The 18,010-nt window shown below is 72.4% G+C and carries 18 protein-coding genes and 1 pseudogene; 10 read left to right on the forward strand and 9 right to left on the reverse strand.

Annotated features, from left to right (window positions below):
• Positions 1-191: 191 nt before the first annotated feature.
• Both CCN29_RS15005 and CCN29_RS15010 read right to left on the reverse strand, forming a co-directional pair.
• Entirely contained in the window at positions 192-1,850 is a 1,659-nt protein-coding gene (locus CCN29_RS15005; RefSeq protein WP_031023331.1) for a DUF3152 domain-containing protein, read from the reverse strand.
• Positions 1,851-1,858: 8 nt separating this feature from the next.
• A complete protein-coding gene (locus tag CCN29_RS15010; RefSeq protein WP_086682423.1) occupies positions 1,859-2,917 on the reverse strand; it encodes an alpha/beta fold hydrolase in 1,059 nt (352 codons plus the stop codon).
• A 154-nt stretch (positions 2,918-3,071) separates the two neighbouring features.
• Here CCN29_RS15010 and CCN29_RS15015 point away from each other — a divergent pair, with 154 nt between their 5' ends.
• From CCN29_RS15015 to CCN29_RS15030, 4 genes are all read left to right on the forward strand, one after another.
• Positions 3,072-3,299, forward strand: a complete 228-nt coding sequence (locus tag CCN29_RS15015) for an Rv3202a family protein (RefSeq protein WP_031023329.1) — start codon at positions 3,072-3,074, stop codon at positions 3,297-3,299.
• A gap of 197 nt (positions 3,300-3,496) precedes the next feature.
• A complete protein-coding gene (locus tag CCN29_RS15020; protein WP_006134947.1) occupies positions 3,497-4,141 on the forward strand; it encodes a TetR/AcrR family transcriptional regulator in 645 nt (214 codons plus the stop codon).
• A gap of 146 nt (positions 4,142-4,287) precedes the next feature.
• Complete coding sequence (locus tag CCN29_RS15025) at positions 4,288-4,515, forward strand: DUF3107 domain-containing protein (RefSeq protein ID WP_006134946.1); 228 nt, start codon at positions 4,288-4,290, stop codon at positions 4,513-4,515.
• Positions 4,516-4,742: 227 nt separating this feature from the next.
• Positions 4,743-5,009, forward strand: coding sequence for a hypothetical protein (locus tag CCN29_RS15030; RefSeq protein WP_031023327.1), 267 nt, complete (start codon positions 4,743-4,745; stop codon positions 5,007-5,009).
• Between the two features lie 165 nt (positions 5,010-5,174).
• On the opposite strand, the gene CCN29_RS15035 is transcribed toward CCN29_RS15030, so the two are convergent.
• Positions 5,175-5,930 (reverse strand): ferritin-like domain-containing protein, encoded by a 756-nt coding sequence (locus CCN29_RS15035; RefSeq protein ID WP_031023320.1) that lies wholly within the window; start codon positions 5,928-5,930, stop codon positions 5,175-5,177.
• A gap of 489 nt (positions 5,931-6,419) precedes the next feature.
• Between CCN29_RS15035 and CCN29_RS15040 the strand changes: the two genes are divergently transcribed.
• Entirely contained in the window at positions 6,420-8,819 is a 2,400-nt protein-coding gene (locus CCN29_RS15040; protein WP_107481702.1) for a DEAD/DEAH box helicase, read from the forward strand.
• A gap of 53 nt (positions 8,820-8,872) precedes the next feature.
• On the forward strand, positions 8,873-9,769 hold the full coding sequence (locus CCN29_RS15045; RefSeq protein ID WP_006134553.1) for an alpha/beta fold hydrolase: 897 nt from the start codon (positions 8,873-8,875) through the stop codon (positions 9,767-9,769).
• Positions 9,770-9,830: 61 nt separating this feature from the next.
• Here CCN29_RS15045 and CCN29_RS15050 read toward each other — a convergent pair whose 3' ends face one another.
• A complete protein-coding gene (locus CCN29_RS15050; protein ID WP_006134552.1) occupies positions 9,831-10,724 on the reverse strand; it encodes an NYN domain-containing protein in 894 nt (297 codons plus the stop codon).
• Positions 10,725-10,952: 228 nt separating this feature from the next.
• On the opposite strand from CCN29_RS15050, the gene CCN29_RS15055 reads away from it, so the two are divergent.
• Complete coding sequence (locus CCN29_RS15055) at positions 10,953-11,105, forward strand: DUF8834 family protein (RefSeq protein WP_006134551.1); 153 nt, start codon at positions 10,953-10,955, stop codon at positions 11,103-11,105.
• A gap of 116 nt (positions 11,106-11,221) precedes the next feature.
• On the opposite strand, the gene CCN29_RS15060 is transcribed toward CCN29_RS15055, so the two are convergent.
• From CCN29_RS15060 to CCN29_RS15070, 3 genes are all read right to left on the reverse strand, one after another.
• Positions 11,222-11,827 carry a MarC family protein gene (locus CCN29_RS15060; RefSeq protein WP_006134550.1) on the reverse strand — a complete coding sequence of 202 codons (606 nt, stop codon included), beginning with the start codon at positions 11,825-11,827 and terminating at the stop codon, positions 11,222-11,224.
• Positions 11,828-11,914: 87 nt separating this feature from the next.
• Positions 11,915-12,775 carry a PHP domain-containing protein gene (locus tag CCN29_RS15065; RefSeq protein ID WP_006134549.1) on the reverse strand — a complete coding sequence of 287 codons (861 nt, stop codon included), beginning with the start codon at positions 12,773-12,775 and terminating at the stop codon, positions 11,915-11,917.
• A 126-nt stretch (positions 12,776-12,901) separates the two neighbouring features.
• On the reverse strand, positions 12,902-13,543 hold the full coding sequence (locus CCN29_RS15070; RefSeq protein WP_031023317.1) for a DUF6758 family protein: 642 nt from the start codon (positions 13,541-13,543) through the stop codon (positions 12,902-12,904).
• Positions 13,544-13,752: 209 nt separating this feature from the next.
• On the opposite strand from CCN29_RS15070, the gene CCN29_RS15075 reads away from it, so the two are divergent.
• On the forward strand, positions 13,753-14,976 hold the full coding sequence (locus CCN29_RS15075) for an MFS transporter (protein ID WP_006134547.1): 1,224 nt from the start codon (positions 13,753-13,755) through the stop codon (positions 14,974-14,976).
• 54 nt (positions 14,977-15,030) lie between these two features.
• On the opposite strand, the gene CCN29_RS15080 is transcribed toward CCN29_RS15075, so the two are convergent.
• On the reverse strand, positions 15,031-15,615 hold the full coding sequence (locus CCN29_RS15080; RefSeq protein WP_006134546.1) for a suppressor of fused domain protein: 585 nt from the start codon (positions 15,613-15,615) through the stop codon (positions 15,031-15,033).
• A gap of 497 nt (positions 15,616-16,112) precedes the next feature.
• Between CCN29_RS15080 and CCN29_RS15085 the strand changes: the two genes are divergently transcribed.
• Both CCN29_RS15085 and CCN29_RS15090 read left to right on the forward strand, forming a co-directional pair.
• The gene (locus CCN29_RS15085; RefSeq protein WP_006134545.1) at positions 16,113-17,231 is read left to right on the forward strand and encodes a magnesium and cobalt transport protein CorA; all 1,119 of its coding nucleotides are present in this window, start codon (positions 16,113-16,115) and stop codon (positions 17,229-17,231) included.
• A gap of 35 nt (positions 17,232-17,266) precedes the next feature.
• Positions 17,267-17,779 (forward strand): hypothetical protein, encoded by a 513-nt coding sequence (locus tag CCN29_RS15090; RefSeq protein ID WP_006134544.1) that lies wholly within the window; start codon positions 17,267-17,269, stop codon positions 17,777-17,779.
• A 19-nt stretch (positions 17,780-17,798) separates the two neighbouring features.
• On the opposite strand, the pseudogene CCN29_RS15095 reads toward CCN29_RS15090, so the two are convergent.
• Positions 17,799-18,010, reverse strand: a pseudogene (locus CCN29_RS15095) (hypothetical protein); the annotation flags it as partial.

Below are 18,010 nucleotides of genomic sequence, written 5' to 3' on the forward strand. Positions count from 1 at the left end.
GGCGGCTCGCAGCGGGACGAACGTATGCGGACAGGACGGTGGCGTGATGGACGGTTGTCCATCACGCCACCGAAAGGGGTGAACGGGCGTAACTTTCCCGCGCGGATCGCGTTCGCCGTGCTGAGACCGGCGCACGACGGGCGCGCGCCGGTCCGGGACACCACCCGGCGCGCGCCCCGGCGGCCTGGGCTCTACCCCTTGGGGTAGGGCCAGGGGTTGGGCCGGCAGCTGATCCCGTCGTACTCGAGGAACTTGGTCTGCTGCTGCATCACCGGGGCGAGGTCGCCGTCCTTGTCACAGGTGACGTGGTTGTGGCCGAGGCGGTGGCCGATCTCGTGGTTGATCAGCATCTGGCGGTAGGCGAACATCTTGTCGCCGTACGTCTCGGCGCCCTGCGCCCACCGGTAGGCGTTGATCAGCACTCGCTCGGTGGCGGCGGAGTCGCAGGAGACGTTGTCCTCGGTGGTGTCGAGGCCGGACTTGGCGCACCAGTCGGCCGTCGTCTCCGGGCCTGCCAGGGTGATCACGAAGTCCGCCTTGCCGGACTCGATCCGCTCGAAGGTCATGCCGTCGTGCGCCCAGCTCCGCCGGTCGTTGAGCGTCCGGTGCACGGCCTCGGCGAACAGCGCGCCGTCCAGGGCGAGCCCGTGCTCCACATCCACCCGGTAGGTGACCTTCCGTCCCTTGCCGGGCGCCTTGTCGATGCCCGTGACGGCGTAGAACGTGCCCGTGCCCCCGCGTGTGGCGGCAAGCGGGAACTTCCGGTCCATCTGCTGCTCGTACGTGAGCGGCCGTGCCGGGGGAGCCTCGGGGGTCGCCCGGTCGTCCCCGCGCGAGGCGGAGTCGCGTACGTCACGCGCCTGCTGACCGGCGGACTGCGCCTGGACGCCGGGGCTGTCGTGCTCGTCGGTGACCTGCCCGGCGACGACGACGGCCAGCACGGTGGTGACGGCGGCGGCCGCTATCCCGGTGAAGGCGCGCCCCTTGCCGCCCCGGGTCTGCGCGGGGACGCCCGTCGGCGGCTCGTCGTCGGCGTCGGTGTCGGAGGGGACGCCGGTGGCCGGTGTGCTGTCCCAGTCCGTGACGGCGCTGTAGGGGTCCGTCTGGCTTCGGGTCGCGGGCCTGCGCGGGGTGAAGAGGTCGTCGGTCTCGTCGAACGCCTCGACGTAGTCGCGGCGCGGCCCGTCCGCGGGCGCCTGACGCTGCCTCGGCAGGGGCACGCCCTGCCCGGCGGCCGGCGCGCCGTACCCGGCGCCGGCGGCGGTACGTCCGTGCAGCGTCCCCCAGCCGCCCCCGGCCTCCGGCTGCTCGGGGTGCCCGCCCCGGACGCGGGGGGTGCCGTGCGCGGGGGTGCCGTCCGCGTACCGCGGCACACCGTGCGGAGGAGTCCCGTCCGCGTACCTGGGGACACCGCGTGCGGGGGCCGCGTCGCCCCGGCGAGGCGCAGCCTGCGCGGGATCGCCGTACCGGGGGACGCCATGCGCCGGGGTCCCGTCGCCGTAGCGAGGCGTGCCCTGCGCGGGGGTGCCGTCCGCGTACCGCGGGAAGCCGTGGGCGGGAGTCCCCTCGCCGTACTGCGGCACCCCGCGCGGAGGGGTGCCGTCGCCGTGCACGGGAACGCCCTGCGCCGGCCTGCCACGCCCCGGCGCGCCGTATCCGTGCACCGGCGTGCCGTGCGGCGGTGTGCCCTGCGGCTGCTGCTGTGGCGGCACCGCGCCCCGGCCGGTGTCCCGGCGGTCGCCGTACCGCGTCTGCGTCTGCGCCTCCGGCGCGTCGCGCGTACCGCGTGTGCCGGCGGTGTCCGGGGTGTCGCCCTTGGGGGCCGACCCCCGACGGCTGTGGCGTCCCACGTCGCGCCTCAGCCCCTCGTCGTCTCGGTCGTGGCGGTCGGGCCGCCGATGTCGGCGGACGGACCCGGATCGCCCTGTGCGTCCGGCTGCACAGTACCGCCCTCGTCCGAGGGATCCGTCGCATCCCTCAGGAGTTCACGGAACGCCGACGCCACGGTCTCCGGATACTCCATCATCGCCACGTGCCCCGCGTCCGGGAGTGTCACGAGGCGGGAACCCCGGAAGGCGCGGGCGGCGCGCTGTGCCATGCGGAAGCCGACGAGCTGGTCCCGGCCGCCGTACACGAGCAGGGTCGGGGCGAGCACCCGCTCGGCCTGACGCCACAGTCCGTGCTGGCCACCGAGCATGTAGGCGCTGACGAGCCCCCGCGCGGAGCGTGCCATCGCGTCCCAGAAGTACGGCAGCCGCTGCCGCCGCTCCATCTCCTGCACGGCGTGCCGGAAGCCCTCGCGCGACACCCGCGAGGGGTCGCCGTAGCAGAGGTGCAGGACGCCGCGGACCCGCTGCTCGGCGGTCCACTCACGGGTGAGGCGGGTGAACAGCGGTGCGACGCCGGGCACGGCGAGCAGTCCGGTGGGGACGGCGCTGCGCTGCACGCGCAGTTCCGGCAGGGCCGGGGAGACGAGCGTGAGGGTGCGGACGAGGTCGGGGCGCACGGCGGCGACGCGCGTGACGACCGCGCCGCCGAGGGAGTTGCCGAAGAGGTGCACCGGTCCGCGGCCGGACGCCTCCAGACAGCGGATCACCGCGCGGGCGTGCGCGGTGATCGAGTAGTCGCCGTCGTCCGGCGGCGGGGAGTCGCCGAACCCGGGGAGGTCCACGGCCTCGCTGTCGACGGCGCCGTCCAGCAGCGCCATCAGGGGCGACCAGTTGAGTGACGAGCCGCCGAGTCCGTGGACGAAGAGGGCGGGCGGGAGTCCTTCGCGGGCCGGCGGCCGGGATCTGACCGTGAGCGTGGCGCCGGGCACCCGCACCGACCTCAGCCGCTCCCCCTCGGCCACCCTGACCGCCACCGGCTCGGGCAGCACGCTGGTGGGCGGCACGGACGGCAGCTCGGTCGAAGACATGCGGCAATGTTACGAGGTGATCACGCCGTGGTTCATGTGTTCGGCGTCACAGGATGGCATGGCGTCGAAATCGGGTGTCTCCTAGGCTCGTACAGAGGGCACCCGTACGTGGCCCCTGCGTGCGTCAGGGGCGTGACCAGGAAGGGAGCCCGTGATGGCCGTGGATCCGACCGACCCCGAGACGTTCGAGGAGGACGAGGACGTGCTGGAGGGCGTGGAGTACGACGTCGAGGCGCCGGAAGTCGACGCGGCCGAGCAGAAGACGGAGGTACGGCCCGAGGAGGACGACCCGCTGGAGGAGGTCGACCCCGGTCGCGCGAACGAGGCGGATCTGGTGGAACAGGCGCGTGTCGTCTCGCTCGACGAGGACGACTACCGGTGAGGAGCGCTCCGGCCGGGGCGTCAGCCATCCGGAAGGGGACAGATTTTGCCCGCTGTGACAGCTTTTGAAACCGTCCGTCCTGCTTCTTCCGCTGTCCGGTCCGTGAAATTCTGCACGTGCGCCGCGCACATCAGGATTACCGAAAAGTACGATGGCCGCGCGGCTGATCCCGCATGTGGACGACAATGGGAGGCGGCGTGACAGCCATCGAGCAGACGGACGCGGTACGCCCGAGGGGTACACGCCTTCCGCGCCGTGCCCGGCGGAACCAGTTGCTGGGCGCCGCCCAGGAGGTCTTCGTCGCGCAGGGTTACCACGCGGCGGCGATGGACGACATCGCCGAGCGCGCGGGGGTCAGCAAGCCGGTGCTGTACCAGCACTTCCCCGGCAAGCTCGACCTCTATCTGGCGCTGCTGGACCAGCACTGCGAGGCGCTGATCCAGTCGGTGCGGCACGCGCTGGCGTCCACGTCGGACAACAAGCAGCGCGTGCGGGCGACCATGGACGCCTATTTCGCGTACGTCGAGGACGACGGCGGCGCGTTCCGTCTGGTCTTCGAGTCGGACCTGACGAACGAGCCCGCCGTGCGCGAGCGCGTCGACAAGGTCACCAACGAGTGCGCGGAGGCCATCTGCGACGTCATCGCGGAGGACACCGGCCTGTCGCGGGCGGAGTCGATGCTGCTGGCGTCCGGGCTCGGCGGGCTCGCCCAGGTGGTGGCGCGGTCCTGGCTGCACAGCGACCGCAGTGTGCCGCGCGACCAGGCGGTGCAGCTGCTGGCCTCGCTGGCCTGGCGGGGCATCGCCGGGTTCCCGCTGCACGGCACCGACCAGCAGCACTGACGGGCGGGGCCGGCGGCCGTTTGTTCCCGTCGGCTGTTCGCTGTTGGCGTGGCCGGGCGGAGCGTGCGCGTCCCCTCACCGGGCTAATGTGTGCAGGTACGGCGCGGAAGGTCGCGCACTTCACCGACCGTCGGAGGGACATAGCCGTGGAGGTCAAGATCGGCGTGCAGCACGCGCCCCGCGAGATCGTTCTGGAGAGCGGTCAGAGCGCCGAGGAGGTCGAGCGCCTGGTGGGCGAGGCGCTGGCCGGGAAGTCGCAGCTGCTGAGCCTCGTGGACGAGCACGGCCGCAAGATCCTGGTCCCGGCCGACCGTCTCGCCTACGTCGAGATCGGCGAGCCGGCCCCGCGCAAGGTGGGCTTCGGCGCGCTGTAGGGCTCTCGCCGAGAGCGGTACGCGTACGAGAGGGGCCCGGCGGTTCTCACCGCCGGGCCCCTCTCCGTGTCCGGGGCGGCATCCCGGGGCATCGGTACGCGCGGAGAACCCCCGGACGGACCACAGGGGACACCGCGTGGGGAGGATTGGATTCCGCAGGTCAGGGGTAAACCGGGACAGGACCAAGACATGGACGAGCAGGCCGGCCGTGTGGGAGGGACCCCGACATGCTTCTGGAAGCGCTCAGCTCCGCGATTCTCGGCCTGGCCCTGGCCTGGGCGGCGTACCACCGCCTGTCCCACCGGCTCCCCCGGCGCGCCCTCGTCCTGGCGACCGGTGTGGCCGGGGCGCTGTTCGGCGCCTTCGTGATGAACACCGCGCTGGACGCGGGCAACCTGCTGACGATGCTGGTCGGCGCGGCGGTCGTCTCGGTCGCCTCCCTGTCCCTGCTGCTGCGCCCGGCGGGCAGACTCCACCACTCGGCAACGGCCTGACCGCCCGGAGGGCGGCCGTCCCACGTTCTCGGCCGACACCGGGCCACACCTCCCGGCGCCCAAGGACGGCGTCCATGCCGGGCCGCGCCCTCGACGGGCGCCGCCCGTGCTGCCCTCCGCAGGGGGTCAGGCCGAAGCGGCCTGGAGAAGTGGCGCCGGTTGCCGTCAGGCGGCCAGGCCGAGGGCGGCCATGCGCTTCGTGTGCGCCTCCGTGATGCGGGAGAACATGCGGCCCACCTCGGCCAGGTCGAAGCCGTCCGCGACCCCGCCCACGAGCATCGTCGACAGCGCGTCCCGGTCGGCGACCACCCGCTGGGACTGGGACAGCGCCTCGCCCATCAGGCGGCGCGCCCACAGCGCGAGCCGGCCGCCGACGCGCGGGTCGGCGTCGATCGCCGCGCGCACCTTCTCCACGGCGAAGCCGCCGTGCCCCGTGTCGTCCAGGACGGCCAGGACCAGCGCGCGGGTGTCGGAGTCCAGGCGCGCGGCGACCTCACGGTAGAAGTCGCTGGCGATGGAGTCGCCCACGTACGCCTTGACCAGGCCCTCCAGCCAGTCGGACGGCGCCGTCTGCTTGTGGAAGCCGTCGTAGGCGGCCACGAACGGCTCCATGGCCTGCGTCGGCTCCTCGCCGATCTCGGCCAGCCGGTCGCGCAGCCGCTCGAAGTGGTGGAACTCGGCCGAGGCCATCTTCGCCAGCTCCGCCTTGTCCGCCATCGTGGGCGCCAGCTTGGCGTCCTCCGCGAGCCGCTCGAACGCCGCCAGCTCCCCGTACGCGAGCGCGCCGAGCAGGTCCACGACAGCGGCACGGTACTGGGGGTCGGCGGAGGCGGCCGCCCAGTCCATGGCGGCGACGCCGGTGCGTGCGGCAGGGGTCTCGGGGGTTTCCGCGGCGTTGTCAGGGCTGTCAGAGCTCGTCATGCAGCGCACAATAGCCCGCTCGGCCTGCCCCGGAAGGTCCCGCCCGATCAGTGTGACGACGACTACGTGACCAAATCGGCCATGGCGTGTGCGCGAATCCGGGGTATGGTGGTAATGCGCCTGCTGGGCAGTCCGACGTATTCGGACGCGTTCGACGGGCCGCATGTATGAGGATGCCCGGTCGGTGGCCCGATCGGCTCCGACCCGACAGCCCTCTGTTCGTACGGCACATCGCGTACGGAACACGGAGGGACACCTCAGCGGTACGAGCGCTCGAGCGTCGGCAGTGGTCCCGTGTCCTACGGCCCCGACCGTATGGCAGCCGTCGTCCCCGGCACGGTCCCTACACGACCCCCGCGCTCGCCTCGCCACCGCGTACACAGAAGAGGCAGCACCCTGACTACGACGTTCCGAGAGCTCGGGATCCTTCCCGAGACAGCCGAAGCCCTTGAAGCCGTCGGCATCACCACCCCCTTCCCCATCCAGGAGATGACGCTCCCCGTGGCCCTCACGGGCACGGACGTCATCGGCCAGGCCAAGACCGGCACCGGCAAGACGCTCGGCTTCGGCCTCCCGCTCCTCGAGCGGGTCACCGTCCCCGCCGACGTCGAGGCAGGCCGCGCGAAGCCCGAGGACCTCACCGACACGCCGCAGGCGCTGGTCGTCGTCCCCACCCGCGAGCTGTGCACGCAGGTCACCAACGACCTGCTGACCGCCGGCAAGGTGCGCAACGTGCGCGTCACGGCGATCTACGGCGGCCGGGCCTACGAGCCCCAGGTCGAGGCGCTGAAGAAGGGCGTCGACGTGGTCGTCGGCACCCCGGGCCGGCTGCTCGACCTCGCCGGCCAGAAGAAGCTCAACCTGTCGCACGTCAAGGCCCTCGTCCTGGACGAGGCCGACGAGATGCTCGACCTGGGCTTCCTGCCCGACGTCGAAAAGATCATCAATCTGCTTCCGGTGAGGCGGCAGACCATGCTGTTCTCGGCCACCATGCCGGGCGCGGTCATCGGTCTGGCCCGCCGCTACATGTCGCAGCCCACGCACATCCGCGCCACCGCGCCGGACGACGAGGGCGCGACGGTCGCGAACACCAAGCAGTTCGTCTACCGCGCGCACAACATGGACAAGCCCGAGATGGTCGCGCGGATACTGCAGGCCGACGGCCGTGGCCTCGCCATGATCTTCTGCCGCACCAAGCGCACCGCCGCCGACCTGGCCGACCAGCTCAAGCAGCGCGGCTTCGCCTCCGGCGCGGTCCACGGCGACCTCGGCCAGGGCGCCCGCGAGCAGGCGCTGCGCGCCTTCCGCAACGGCAAGGTGGACGTGCTCGTCTGCACCGACGTCGCCGCGCGCGGCATCGACGTCGAGGGCGTCACGCACGTCGTCAACTACCAGACGCCCGAGGACGAGAAGACGTACCTGCACCGCATCGGCCGCACCGGCCGCGCGGGCGCGAAGGGTACGGCGATCACGCTGGTCGACTGGGACGACATCCCCCGCTGGCAGCTGATCAACAAGGCGCTCGACCTGAATCTCGGCGACCCGGCCGAGACCTACTCCACCTCCCCGCACCTGTACACGGACCTGAGCATTCCCGAGGGCACCAAGGGCGTCCTGCCCCGCTCGGAGCGCACCCGGGCCGGTCTGGACGCGGAGGAGATCGAGGACCTGGGCGAGGTCGGCGGGCGCGGACCGCGCGGACGCGGCGGCCGGGACGGCCGTGACGGACGCCGCGGTTCCCGTTCCGAGGAGCGGGAGGCGTCGACGCGTACGCCGCGCCGCCGTCGCCGTACCCGTGGCGGGACGCCGCTCGACGAGGCGGGCTCCCGGCCCGCCGCGCCGGCCGCAGTGGACGCCGGTGAGGCGGAGGCCGGCGAGGCCCCGCGTACGCCGCGCCGCCGTCGCCGCACCCGCGGCGGGGCCACCGCCGCCGTGAGCACTGTGGAGCAGACGGCCGCGGAGACCGCCGTCGACACGGCCGAGGGCCCGTCGGCGGAGACCGCGGAGACCACCGGGTCCGCCGAGACCTCCGCCACCGCGGAGAAGCCGCGCCGTCGCCGCACCCGCCGGTCGGCGGAGCAGGCCCCGGCCGTGACCGAGCAGCCGTCGGTTCCGGCGCCCGCCGCCGAACCCGTCGTGACCGAGCCCGTCCTGGCCGAACCCGTCGTGGCGGAGTCCGCTCCGGCGGAGGACGCCGCGCCGCGCCGTCGCCGTACCCGCAAGGCGGCCCAGCCCGCCGAGACGGCCGTCGCCACCGCCGAGGGCGCGACCGAGGCCGTCGACAGCACGACCGAGGCCGCGCCGAAGCGCACGCGCAAGGCCGCCGCGAAGGCGGAGGCCGCCGTCGACGCCGCCGAAGGCACGGTCGGGACGGCCACCGAGGCCAAGCCCCGCCGCACCCGCAAGAAGGCGGTCGCGGTCGAGGCGGACGCGGCGGCCGAGGCCGCCGTGGCCGAGGAGAAGCCGAAGCGCGTGCGGAAGACCGCCGCCAAGAAGGCGGAAGCCGCCGTGGACACCGCCGAGGGCGCCGAGGCCAAGCCGCGTCGCCGGACCCGTAAGGCCGCCGAGGCCGTGGAGATTCCGGCGCAGTCCGCGCCGGAGTCCGCCCCGGAGGCCGAGGAGAAGCCGAAGCGCGTGCGGAAGACCGCCGCCAAGAAGGCCGAGGCCGCCGTGGACACGGCCGAGGGCGCCGAGGCCAAGCCGCGTCGCACCCGGAAGACGGTGCCGGCGCAGACCGCCCCGGAAGGGGAGGTCGCCGAGGCCGCCGCCACGCCGCGCCGCCGCACCCGTAAGGCCGCCTCGTCCGCGCCGGAGGCCACGGAGACGGCGGAGCCGAAGGCGCGCCGTACCCGTAAGGCCACGGCCTCCGCGGAGTCCGCGGAGAGCTGACACCGCGCTGACGCCGACGGCCCGGTCCCCGCTCGTGGGGCCGGGCCGTCGGCATGTCCGCACCCGCTACCCTCACCCGGGTGATCACCACCGCCTCGCCCGTCCGGCTCCCCGAGCTCCTCCCCCGCCGACTCCCCACCACCCGGGGTGAGTTCGCCGTCCTGGACGTGCCGCCGGCCGCCGGCGTCCCGGTGCGGGGAACCGTGCTGCTGCTGCCCGGCTACACCGGCAGCAAGGAGGACTTCACTCTGGTCCTCGAACCGCTCGCCGCGCGCGGCTACCGTGCCGTCGCCGTGGACGGCCGTGGCCAGCACGCCTCGGACGGCCCCGCCGACGACGAATCCGCCTACGCGCAGGACGAGTTGGCAAAGGACGTGCTGGCGCAGGCGCGCGCGTTCGACGCGCCCGTGCATCTCGTCGGGCATTCGATGGGCGGCCAGATCGCCCGCGCGGCCGTCCTGCTGGACCACTCGCCGTTCCGCTCGCTGACGCTGGTCTCCTCGGGCGCCGCGCGCGTGTCCGCCTCGCAGGAGCAGCGGATCACGCTGCTGCGGGACGCGCTCGCGGTGATGTCGATGCAAGAGTGCTGGGAGGCGATCCTGGCGATGGGCCCGCCGGAGGAAGTGGGCGGCCCCGTACGGGGGATCGGAGGCCCGGAGCAGCTTCGGGAACGCTGGCTGAGCACCAAGCCCGCTCAACTTCTCGCCACCGGGCGTCAGTTGTGCGCGGAGCCGGACCGGGTCGCGGAACTGGCCGCCCTCCCGCTGCCGTTCCATGTGCTGTCCGGGTCGCACGACGACGCCTGGCCGGTCCCCGGCCTGGACGCGATGGCCCGCCGTCTGACGGCCCGTCGCACGGTGGTCGACGGCGCCGGCCACAGCCCCGCCGCGGACCGCCCCGCCCCCACGGCCCGGGCCCTCGCCGACTTCTTCGACACCGTCCCGGCGTGACCGACCCGCTCCTCCCGGGGCGGTCCCGCTTCGTCCAGTACCGCTAGCACTGCCAGTACCGCTAGTACTGCGCCTGAAGGTGGTCCCAGAAGCCGTCGCGCAGGGCGCGGCGCAGGTCGGCCTGGCCGCGCAGAGAGTACTGGAGAAGGCCCTCGGCCTCGACCAGGAGGTCCTGGTCGACGGAGCCGGGCAGGTAGGGGTGGCCGGGGAGCAGCTCCATCATGGTGTCGCGTCCGCGCGAGACCAGCCACTTCGCGGCGATCTGCGCGCCGACGAAGCGGACGTCCTCGCGGCTGGGCCGGCCGCCCGCCGGTTCGTACGCGGACGCGGTGCGCCGGGAGACGTACGGCTTGAAGAAGTCCAGGTCGAGGGTGCGCTGGCTGTCGACCTCCCAGAGCAGCGGCTCGGCCTGGTTGCGGCCCTCGGGCGCCTCGATGCCCCACAGGTGGACGCGGGCGCCGTAGCCCTGGGCGGCCTCGACGGCGGAGACCAGGTCCTCGTCGCCGCCGAGCAGCGCGGCGTCGCTGATGGCGCGGTGCCGGGCCAGTGACTCCAGGTCGGAGCGGATCAGGGAGTCGACGCCCTTCTGCTGGTTGTTGGCGTTGAGGTTGCCGAGGCGGACCTTGACGTCGGGCAGTTCGGCGATGGTCTGCTGCTCGGCGGTGTGGATGCGGCGCCGGGCGCCGTCGTACCAGTAGACGCGCAGCAGCCTGCTGTCGGCGAAGATGGTCCGGGCGCGGTCGATGAGGGCGTCGATCAGTCCCTCGGCGTCGAGGTCGAAGGCGCGGCGGTCCTCCGTGCCCGCGACGAGCCGCCCGGCGGCCGCGTAGAGGTAGCCGGCGTCCACGAAGATCGCGTGCGTCGACGGCGTCTTGGCCACCTCGGCGAGCATGCGCTGGAGCAGCTCGTTCGTGCGGTCGATACGGGTGTGCAGAGTCCCGAGGTCGTCGTTCATCACCTCTCATTGTTCCGCCGGTCACGCTACGAACACAACCGGTCCCGGTCGGTCCCGTTCGAAAACCTTACCGGTCAGTATTTAGACGATCGAAAAATTTCCTTAGCGTAGGGAATGTTTGCATCACACAGCTCGTTGGACACAGTGCTGCCCACGGGCCCGTCCGGTCCGTGAGCCTCCACCCAGTAGTTCTCCTCCAGGAGGATGACCAGACGAAGGGAGAAGCCCTTGCGCTTCGAAATCATGCGACTCGACGACGTCGACGGCACGCCCGTGGACTCGACCGTCGTGGACGCCGCCTCCGTCAACCGCATCGTTCAGCAGGCCGCCGCCGTAGGGCAGCGCCTGTGGATCCGCCCGGCCGACACACCGGCCTCGTAACTCCCGCTTCGCGGGCCGGCGGCCGTACGGGCCGCCTCCCGGTGCACTGCACGCATGCTTGAGGAGCCCCCGTACCACTCGGGTACGGGGGCTCCGGTGTGCCCGGGAGCACCGGGTCAGGCGCCCTTGATCACCTGCGTGACGCCGTTGATGATCTGCTGCACGGCGATGGCGGACAGCATCATGCCCGCGAGCCGCGTCACCAGGACCACGCCGCCGTCCTTGATGACCCGGATGATCAGCAGCGAGTAGCGCATCACCAGCCACAGCACGACATGGATGGCGAGGATCGCCGACCACACGGAGACCTGCCCCGCCACGCTGTCCGCCTTCTCCACGGCGAGGATGACCGACACGATCGCGCCCGGCCCGGCCAGCAGCGGCATGCCCAGCGGGACCAGTGCGACGTTGACGTCCTTGGTCTGCTTGGGCTCGTCGGTCTTGCCGGTGAGCAGGTCCAGCGCGATGAGCAAGAGCAGCAGACCGCCCGCGATCATCAGCGCCGGTATGGAGACGTGCAGGTAGTCCAGGATCTGGTGGCCGAGCAGACCGAAGACGACGATCACACCGCCCGCCACGCAGACGGCCTGGAACGCCATGCGCCGCTGCACCTTGGCCGGGCGGCCCGCGGTCAGCGCGAGGAAGATCGGGGTGATCCCAGGGGGATCCATGATGACAAAAAGGGTGAGGAAGAGAGAGCCGAAGACGGCGACGTCGAACATGACTGCCTTGCGCGAGAACGAAAGTGAAGTGAAAGAAGAAGGGTGAAGAAGAGGGCGGGGCTCAGGACGTGACGGTCCCCGCGGGGATCAGGCCGCTCCGCCGGTCCCCGGCACCGGGAACGCCCCGGTCGCGCGCCGCGTGATCTCGCCGTACACCTCGGGGTCGGTGGAGAACTCGCCGAGGACGCAGGTCTTCCGGCTGCCGTGGTAGTCGCTCGATCCGGTCACCAGCAGGCCCAGCTCGCCCGCCAGGCCGCGCAGGCGCGCCCGGGTGTCGGGGTCGTGGTCCATGTGGTCGACCTCGATGCCGTCGAGACCGGCCTCGGCCAGCTCCGCGATCGCGGACTCCGGCACGGTCCTGCCCCGCTTGACCGCAGCCGGGTGCGCGAAGACGGCGACGCCGCCCGCGTTCCTCACCAGCCGCACCGCCTCGAAGGGGTCGGTCTCGTGCTTCGGCATGTACGCCCGGCCGCCGTCGGCCAGCCATTCGGGCGTGAAGGCGTCGTTCACGCTGTCCACCACGCCGAGTTCGACCAGCGCGCTGGCCACGTGCGGGCGGCCCACCGAGCCGTCGCCGGCGATCCGCGCGACCTGGTCCCAGGTGACGGGCACGCCCAGCTCGTTCAGCTTGGCGATCATGCCCTGGGCGCGCGGCACCCGGTCGTCCCGGACCAGCTCGCGCTCGGCGAGCAGGGCGGGCTCCTCGGGGTCGAAGAGGTAGGCCAGCAGATGCATGCTGACGCCGTCGAGACGGCAGGAGAGTTCGGCGCCGGTCACCAGGGTGAGCCCCTGCGGCAGCGCCGCCAGCGCGTCGGCGTGGCCGCGCGTGGTGTCGTGGTCGGTGAGGGCGACGACGTCGAGTCCGGCCGCGGCGGCCTTGCGGACCAGCTCGGCCGGGGTGTCCGTGCCGTCGGACGCGGTGGAGTGGGTGTGCAGGTCGATACGCACGACGCGGTACTCCAAGCGGGACGGACGGATGGGGACGCTCCAGGATAACCGGATTTTCGGTCACCGCTGTCACACCCGAACCCGTTCGGCGCCCCCTACATCACCGGCCGGGCCGGCCGCGTCCTGCTACGTCTCCAGCAGGCGCGGCGACAGGGCGCCGCACGGGACCAGCTCCACCTCGGCGCCGGCGTCCCGCAGGTCGGCGAGCACCAGCTCGTCGTACATCAGCAGCCCCGACTGCTCGGGCCACACCACGGCCCACAGCCACAGGCCGAGCGCCTCGCCGGCGAACACGGCGCGGTCGTCGGGCGTGCGGGAGACGTGCCAGAGGGGGGTGGGGCGGCCCGCGGCCAGCACCTTGGCCTGGGGCGGCTTCTCGACGTTCATGTAGGGCCCGGGGTCGGGGCCGTCGATGCCCGCGTAGCGCGCGCCGAGTCCGACGCCGAGCTCCTCGGCGACCAGGATGAGCTCGCCCATCCCGCCGAGCGGCCCGGGGCCGGTGCACGCCACGGCCGTCGCCCGGCCCCCGCTGCGGTCGTCGCCCGCGGACGCGACGCCGGTGAACAGCCAGCCCACCGGCAGCGGCCACGGCATCCACACCGGCACCTTGGTGCGGTGCACGACGACTTCGAGGGCCTCGACGCTCGGCGGTATCACGGGCTGGAGCGGGTGCACGGTGCCGTGCACATCGCACTGCCAGGCATCCGAGAAGAGGCCGGGAGCCCTGACCCGGCCACCGCACTTCGGGCAACTGGGTTCGCCCCTCATAGAGCCCCACGGTCCTAGGTCCGCAGCGCCACGTCAAGGACGATCACCCGACCGGGCGGAACGCGCAGCTCACGGAACGAGATAGATGTAACTTGCATTAATTAGCTTGGCTAATCTATTGTGTGCATCTCGCATCTTTTCCCGTCGGCCGGCGGGCATCTCCCGCCCGGCGGCCGGCACTCCCCCCACATCCCGGGATTGGAGCACCCATGGACCCCATCGACACGGGATCGGGCAGCATCCTCAAGCAGCCGAAAGCCGTGTGGGCGACCGCCGGCGCGTCCGTCGTCGCCTTCATGGGCATCGGGCTCGTCGACCCGATCCTGCCGTCCATCGCCCAGGGCCTGGACGCGACCGCCGGGCAGGTCTCCCTGCTCTTCACCTCGTACTTCCTGATCACGGCGCTGGCCATGCTGGTGACCGGCTTCGTCTCCAGCCGCATCGGCGGGCGCCGGACGCTGCTGCTCGGGCTCGCGCTCGTCGTGGTCTTCGCCGGGCTCTCGGGCACCTCGGGCTCGGTCGGCGAACTGGTCGGCTTCCGCGCCGGCTGGGGACTGGGCAACGCCCTGTTCGTCTCCACCGCCCTCGCCGTCATCGTCGGCGCCGCGGCCGGCGGCAGCGCGGCCGCCATCCTGCTCTACGAGTCCGCCCTGGGCCTCGGCATGGCCTGCGGCCCGCTGCTGGGCGCGCTGCTCGGCGACGCGAGCTGGCGTTACCCCTTCCTCGGCACGGCCGCCCTCATGGCGGTCGGCTTCCTGTGCATCACCGCGTTCCTCGGGGAACAGCCCAGGCCCGCCCGCAAGACCTCCCTGCTGGACCCGCTCAAGGCGCTCGGGCACGGCGGACTGGCGTCCACCGCGATGTCGGCGTTCTTCTACAACTACACGTTCTTCACCGTGCTGGCCTTCACGCCGTTCGTGCTGGACATGTCGCCCTACCGCTCCGGCGCGGTGTTCTTCGCCTGGGGCGTGCTGCTCGCCGTGTTCTCGGTGATCGTGGCCCCCCGGCTGCAGAAGCGGTTCGGGTCGCTGACGGTGCTGGGCGGCTCGCTGGTGCTGCTGGCGGCCGACGTGCTGGTGCTCGGCCACGGGAGTCACACCACGGCGGTCGTGTGCACCGTGCTGTCCGGCGCGCTGATCGGCGTGAACAACACGGTCTACACGGAACTGGCGCTCGGGGTGTCGGACGCGCCGCGTCCGGTGGCGAGCGCCGGGTACAACTTCGTGCGCTGGTTCGCGGCCGCCGCCGCCCCGTACTTCGCGCCGAAGATCGCGGAGTGGAGCGACGCCCGCATGCCGTTCACGGTCGCCGCGGTGACCGCGGTGCTGGGCGCGCTGGTGGTGCTGGTGCGGCGCCGGGCGCTCACCGCCGAGGCGGAGGAGCTTCAGCCGAGCCACGCCACCGAGGACGGCGTGGGCGTGTTCGCCAACTGAGCTGCACGGGCGGGGCGTTGGTGAGGTTCCTCACTCCGGCGCTTGTGGCGCCGCTCAGTCCAGCGGCACGGACCTCCGGGACGGGTCCCTGAGGTCCGTGCCGTGGTTCAGCCACCGCTCCTGGAGCGCCTGGGCGCCGTGCACGCGCTTCCAGGCGGCCTCGTTCGGCGTCATCGGCAGCAGCGGCAGGAAGCGGACGGGCTCCAGCGGCGCGTCCAGTTCCAGGTCCTCCACCAGGCCGCCCGGCTCGGCGACCAGCACCGAGGTGAACGGGGCGCCGGGCCACAGCGGCTCCCCCACGTCCAGCGAGGCGCCGGGGGCCACGACCAGCCCCTCGACCTGGGGGGACGCGGCGAGCACGGCGAGCGGGCGGAGCGCCTTGTCGGTGTCGGCGACGCCGCCGCGCACCGACAGCACCAGCTCGGCGCGCGGTCCCGCGACCGGGTCCGCGATCACGGCCGTGGGGTCCGTCATGGGCTGCGCGGACATGCCGAGCGTCGCGTAGCGGACGATGTCCCCCTCGTGGAACCGCAGCACCTCGATGCGGTCCGTGCCCAGAAAGGTGACCGCCGCGCGCGCGTCCGGTTCGCCCAGCGCCGTACGCAGCCGGGCCTCGACCAGAGGAAGAACATCAGCCATGCCGCGAGCATAGAACTCGTCAGTACCGGGCAAAGCAGAGCCTTGACACAGCAGTCGGCTGATACGCTTGGCCGGTGGTTCGGGCAGCACGCGTCAAGCGTTCCGACACTGCCTGAACGCCTTGTGACACTCCCCGCTCAAGGGGGAATCCCCCAGGGGATCGCGATCGTCCCTCACGAGGGACCGGCCGGAGGAGGTGGGGCTGGCATGGACCGAAGTCGACCGTGCAGTATCACCCGCTCTTCCGCCCGCTGAGGTAGCTGTTCTTCTTTCGGCTCCCGTCTTTCGCTTCGCGCGTCTTCATCGGAAGAGCACTCGTTTCGTTCCGACTGATCTGCCCCAGTAGCTGTATCAGCGACGAAGCTCGCCACCGCGACGGTGCGGTGCTCCCCGCTTTGTGGACGTGCCAAACATGCGCAGTCCAGGACGTCCTCATTCCGGGTTGTTCCACCCGTCGCCCCGGCGCCTTTCGTTGCCCGTCCGCGAAGGAGCCCGCCATGTCGATGATCCGCGACCTGCGCGCCGTGGTCCGTCCCTCCCGTGTCTCGCTGCGCAAGGCAAGCGGCCCGTACGAGTCCACGCGTGAGCGCGCGGCGGCCACCGCCGTCGTCGACTGCGCCGTCTACCGGGACGGCCGCCGCCTGGACACCGAGGACGGCCCGCTCACCCCCCAGGACGCCATGCGCCGCGTGCGCCGCGACGGAGGCTTCGTCTGGATCGGCCTGCACGAGCCCACGGAGGCCGAATTCGCCGGAATCGCCGCCGAGTTCGGGCTGCACCCGCTGGCCGTGGAGGACGCCGTCCAGGCTCACCAGCGGCCCAAGCTGGAGCGCTACGACGACTCCCTGTTCACGGTCTTCAAGACCGTCCACTACCTCGAGCACGACCGTGTCTCCTCCAGCAGCGAGATCGTGGAGACCGGCGAGGTGATGTGCTTCACCGGACGGGACTTCTTCATCACCGTCCGGCACGGCGGCCAGGGCTCCCTGCGCGCCCTGCGCCACCGTCTCCAGGACGACCCCGAGCTGCTGGCCAAGGGCCCCTCGGCCGTGCTGCACGCCATCGCCGACCATGTGGTGGACGGCTACATCGCGGTCGCCGACGCCCTGCAGGACGACATCGACGAGGTCGAGACCAAGGTCTTCTCCCCCGGCCGCAAAGGCGCCCCGCGCGGCACGGACGCCGGTGAGATCTACCAGCTCAAGCGCGAGGTGCTGGAGTTCAAGCGGGCCGTGGCGCCGCTGCTGCGGCCGATGCAGCTGCTCAGTGAGCGGCCGATGCGGCTGATCGACCCGGAGATCCAGAAGTACTTCCGGGACGTCGCCGACCACGTGGCCCGGGTGCAGGAGCAGGTCGTCGGCTTCGACGAGCTGCTGAACTCCATCCTCCAGGCCAACCTCGCGCAGGCGTCCGTCGCGCAGAACGAGGACATGCGCAAGATCACCTCATGGGCCGCGATCATCGCCGTCCCGACCATGGTCTGCGGGGTGTACGGCATGAACTTCGACTACATGCCGGAGACCCACTGGAAGTACGGCTACCCGGTGGTCCTCGGCGTCACGGTCGCCCTCTGCCTCGGCATCCACCGCACGCTCAAGCGCAACGGCTGGCTCTGAGACCCCGCCGGACCCCGCCTGGATAGGCTGGGCGCATGACTGGCGAGCTGCTCGACCGGGCCCTCATCGAGGAGGCCTCAAAGAAGTCCGGCCTCATCTGGGTCGAGGGACCCGGCGTCCCTGCCCGGCCCCTGTGGCACGTGTGGCACGAGGGCGCCGCCTGCGTGATCGGCGACGGCCCCGGCGAACAGCCCCTGACGGGACTCGCCGACGGGGCGCGGGCCGAGGTGACGGTGCGCAGCAAGGACAAGGGCGGCCGGCTGGTCACCTGGACCGCGGCGGTCCGCGAACTGGCCGCCGGCTCCGAGGAGTGGACGGCGGCCGTCGCCGACCTGAAGGGCAAGCGGCTCAACGCGCCCGACGGCGAGGCGATGCCGGAGCGCTGGGCCCGCGAGTGCCGGGTACTGCGCCTCGAGCCGACCGGCGCGACCGGCGCGCTGCCCGACGGCGACCTGGCCGCGGCCCCGCTGCCCACCCCGGCGACGACCCGCACGCCGGTCCCGGCCGGGCTGCCGCGCCTGCTGGCGAAGCGCAAGCGGCGCGGCTGACCCGTACGCCCGGGGAGGGCTAGGACGTCGGGAGTTCCTTGCCGTAGTCGAGGGTGTCGTCCTTGGCCGGCTTCTGCAGCGGGAAGTCGGCGCCCCAGGAGGAGAAGGTGAGGGTGCCCGCCTCCCCGGCGCGCACCAGCCGCAGCGGGTACGGGGTGCCCTCGAGGGAGACGTCCAGGGTGCCGCCGGCCCCGTCGTCGCCGGTGACCCGGACGGTGCGGACGCCGTCCT

This window comes from Streptomyces pseudogriseolus (assembly GCA_002154585.1).
GTDB lineage: Bacteria > Actinomycetota > Actinomycetes > Streptomycetales > Streptomycetaceae > Streptomyces > Streptomyces pseudogriseolus.

What these genes read in the sequence shown, in the direction of transcription:
- CCN29_RS15035 (WP_031023320.1), bottom strand. Translation starts at nt 5,930, where the DNA reads ATGACGAGCTCTGACAGCCCTGACAACGCCGCGGAAACCCCCGAGACC.
- CCN29_RS15010 (WP_086682423.1), bottom strand. Translation starts at nt 2,917, where the DNA reads ATGTCTTCGACCGAGCTGCCGTCCGTGCCGCCCACCAGCGTGCTGCCC.
- CCN29_RS15070 (WP_031023317.1), bottom strand. Translation starts at nt 13,543, where the DNA reads ATGAGGGGCGAACCCAGTTGCCCGAAGTGCGGTGGCCGGGTCAGGGCT.
- CCN29_RS15045 (WP_006134553.1), top strand. Translation starts at nt 8,873, where the DNA reads ATGTCCGCACCCGCTACCCTCACCCGGGTGATCACCACCGCCTCGCCC.
- CCN29_RS15040 (WP_107481702.1), top strand. Translation starts at nt 6,420, where the DNA reads ATGACGCTCCCCGTGGCCCTCACGGGCACGGACGTCATCGGCCAGGCC.
- CCN29_RS15015 (WP_031023329.1), top strand. Translation starts at nt 3,072, where the DNA reads ATGGCCGTGGATCCGACCGACCCCGAGACGTTCGAGGAGGACGAGGAC.
- CCN29_RS15030 (WP_031023327.1), top strand. Translation starts at nt 4,743, where the DNA reads ATGCTTCTGGAAGCGCTCAGCTCCGCGATTCTCGGCCTGGCCCTGGCC.
- CCN29_RS15080 (WP_006134546.1), bottom strand. Translation starts at nt 15,615, where the DNA reads ATGGCTGATGTTCTTCCTCTGGTCGAGGCCCGGCTGCGTACGGCGCTG.
- CCN29_RS15075 (WP_006134547.1), top strand. Translation starts at nt 13,753, where the DNA reads ATGGACCCCATCGACACGGGATCGGGCAGCATCCTCAAGCAGCCGAAA.
- CCN29_RS15050 (WP_006134552.1), bottom strand. Translation starts at nt 10,724, where the DNA reads ATGAACGACGACCTCGGGACTCTGCACACCCGTATCGACCGCACGAAC.
- CCN29_RS15090 (WP_006134544.1), top strand. Translation starts at nt 17,267, where the DNA reads ATGACTGGCGAGCTGCTCGACCGGGCCCTCATCGAGGAGGCCTCAAAG.
- CCN29_RS15060 (WP_006134550.1), bottom strand. Translation starts at nt 11,827, where the DNA reads ATGTTCGACGTCGCCGTCTTCGGCTCTCTCTTCCTCACCCTTTTTGTC.
- CCN29_RS15085 (WP_006134545.1), top strand. Translation starts at nt 16,113, where the DNA reads ATGTCGATGATCCGCGACCTGCGCGCCGTGGTCCGTCCCTCCCGTGTC.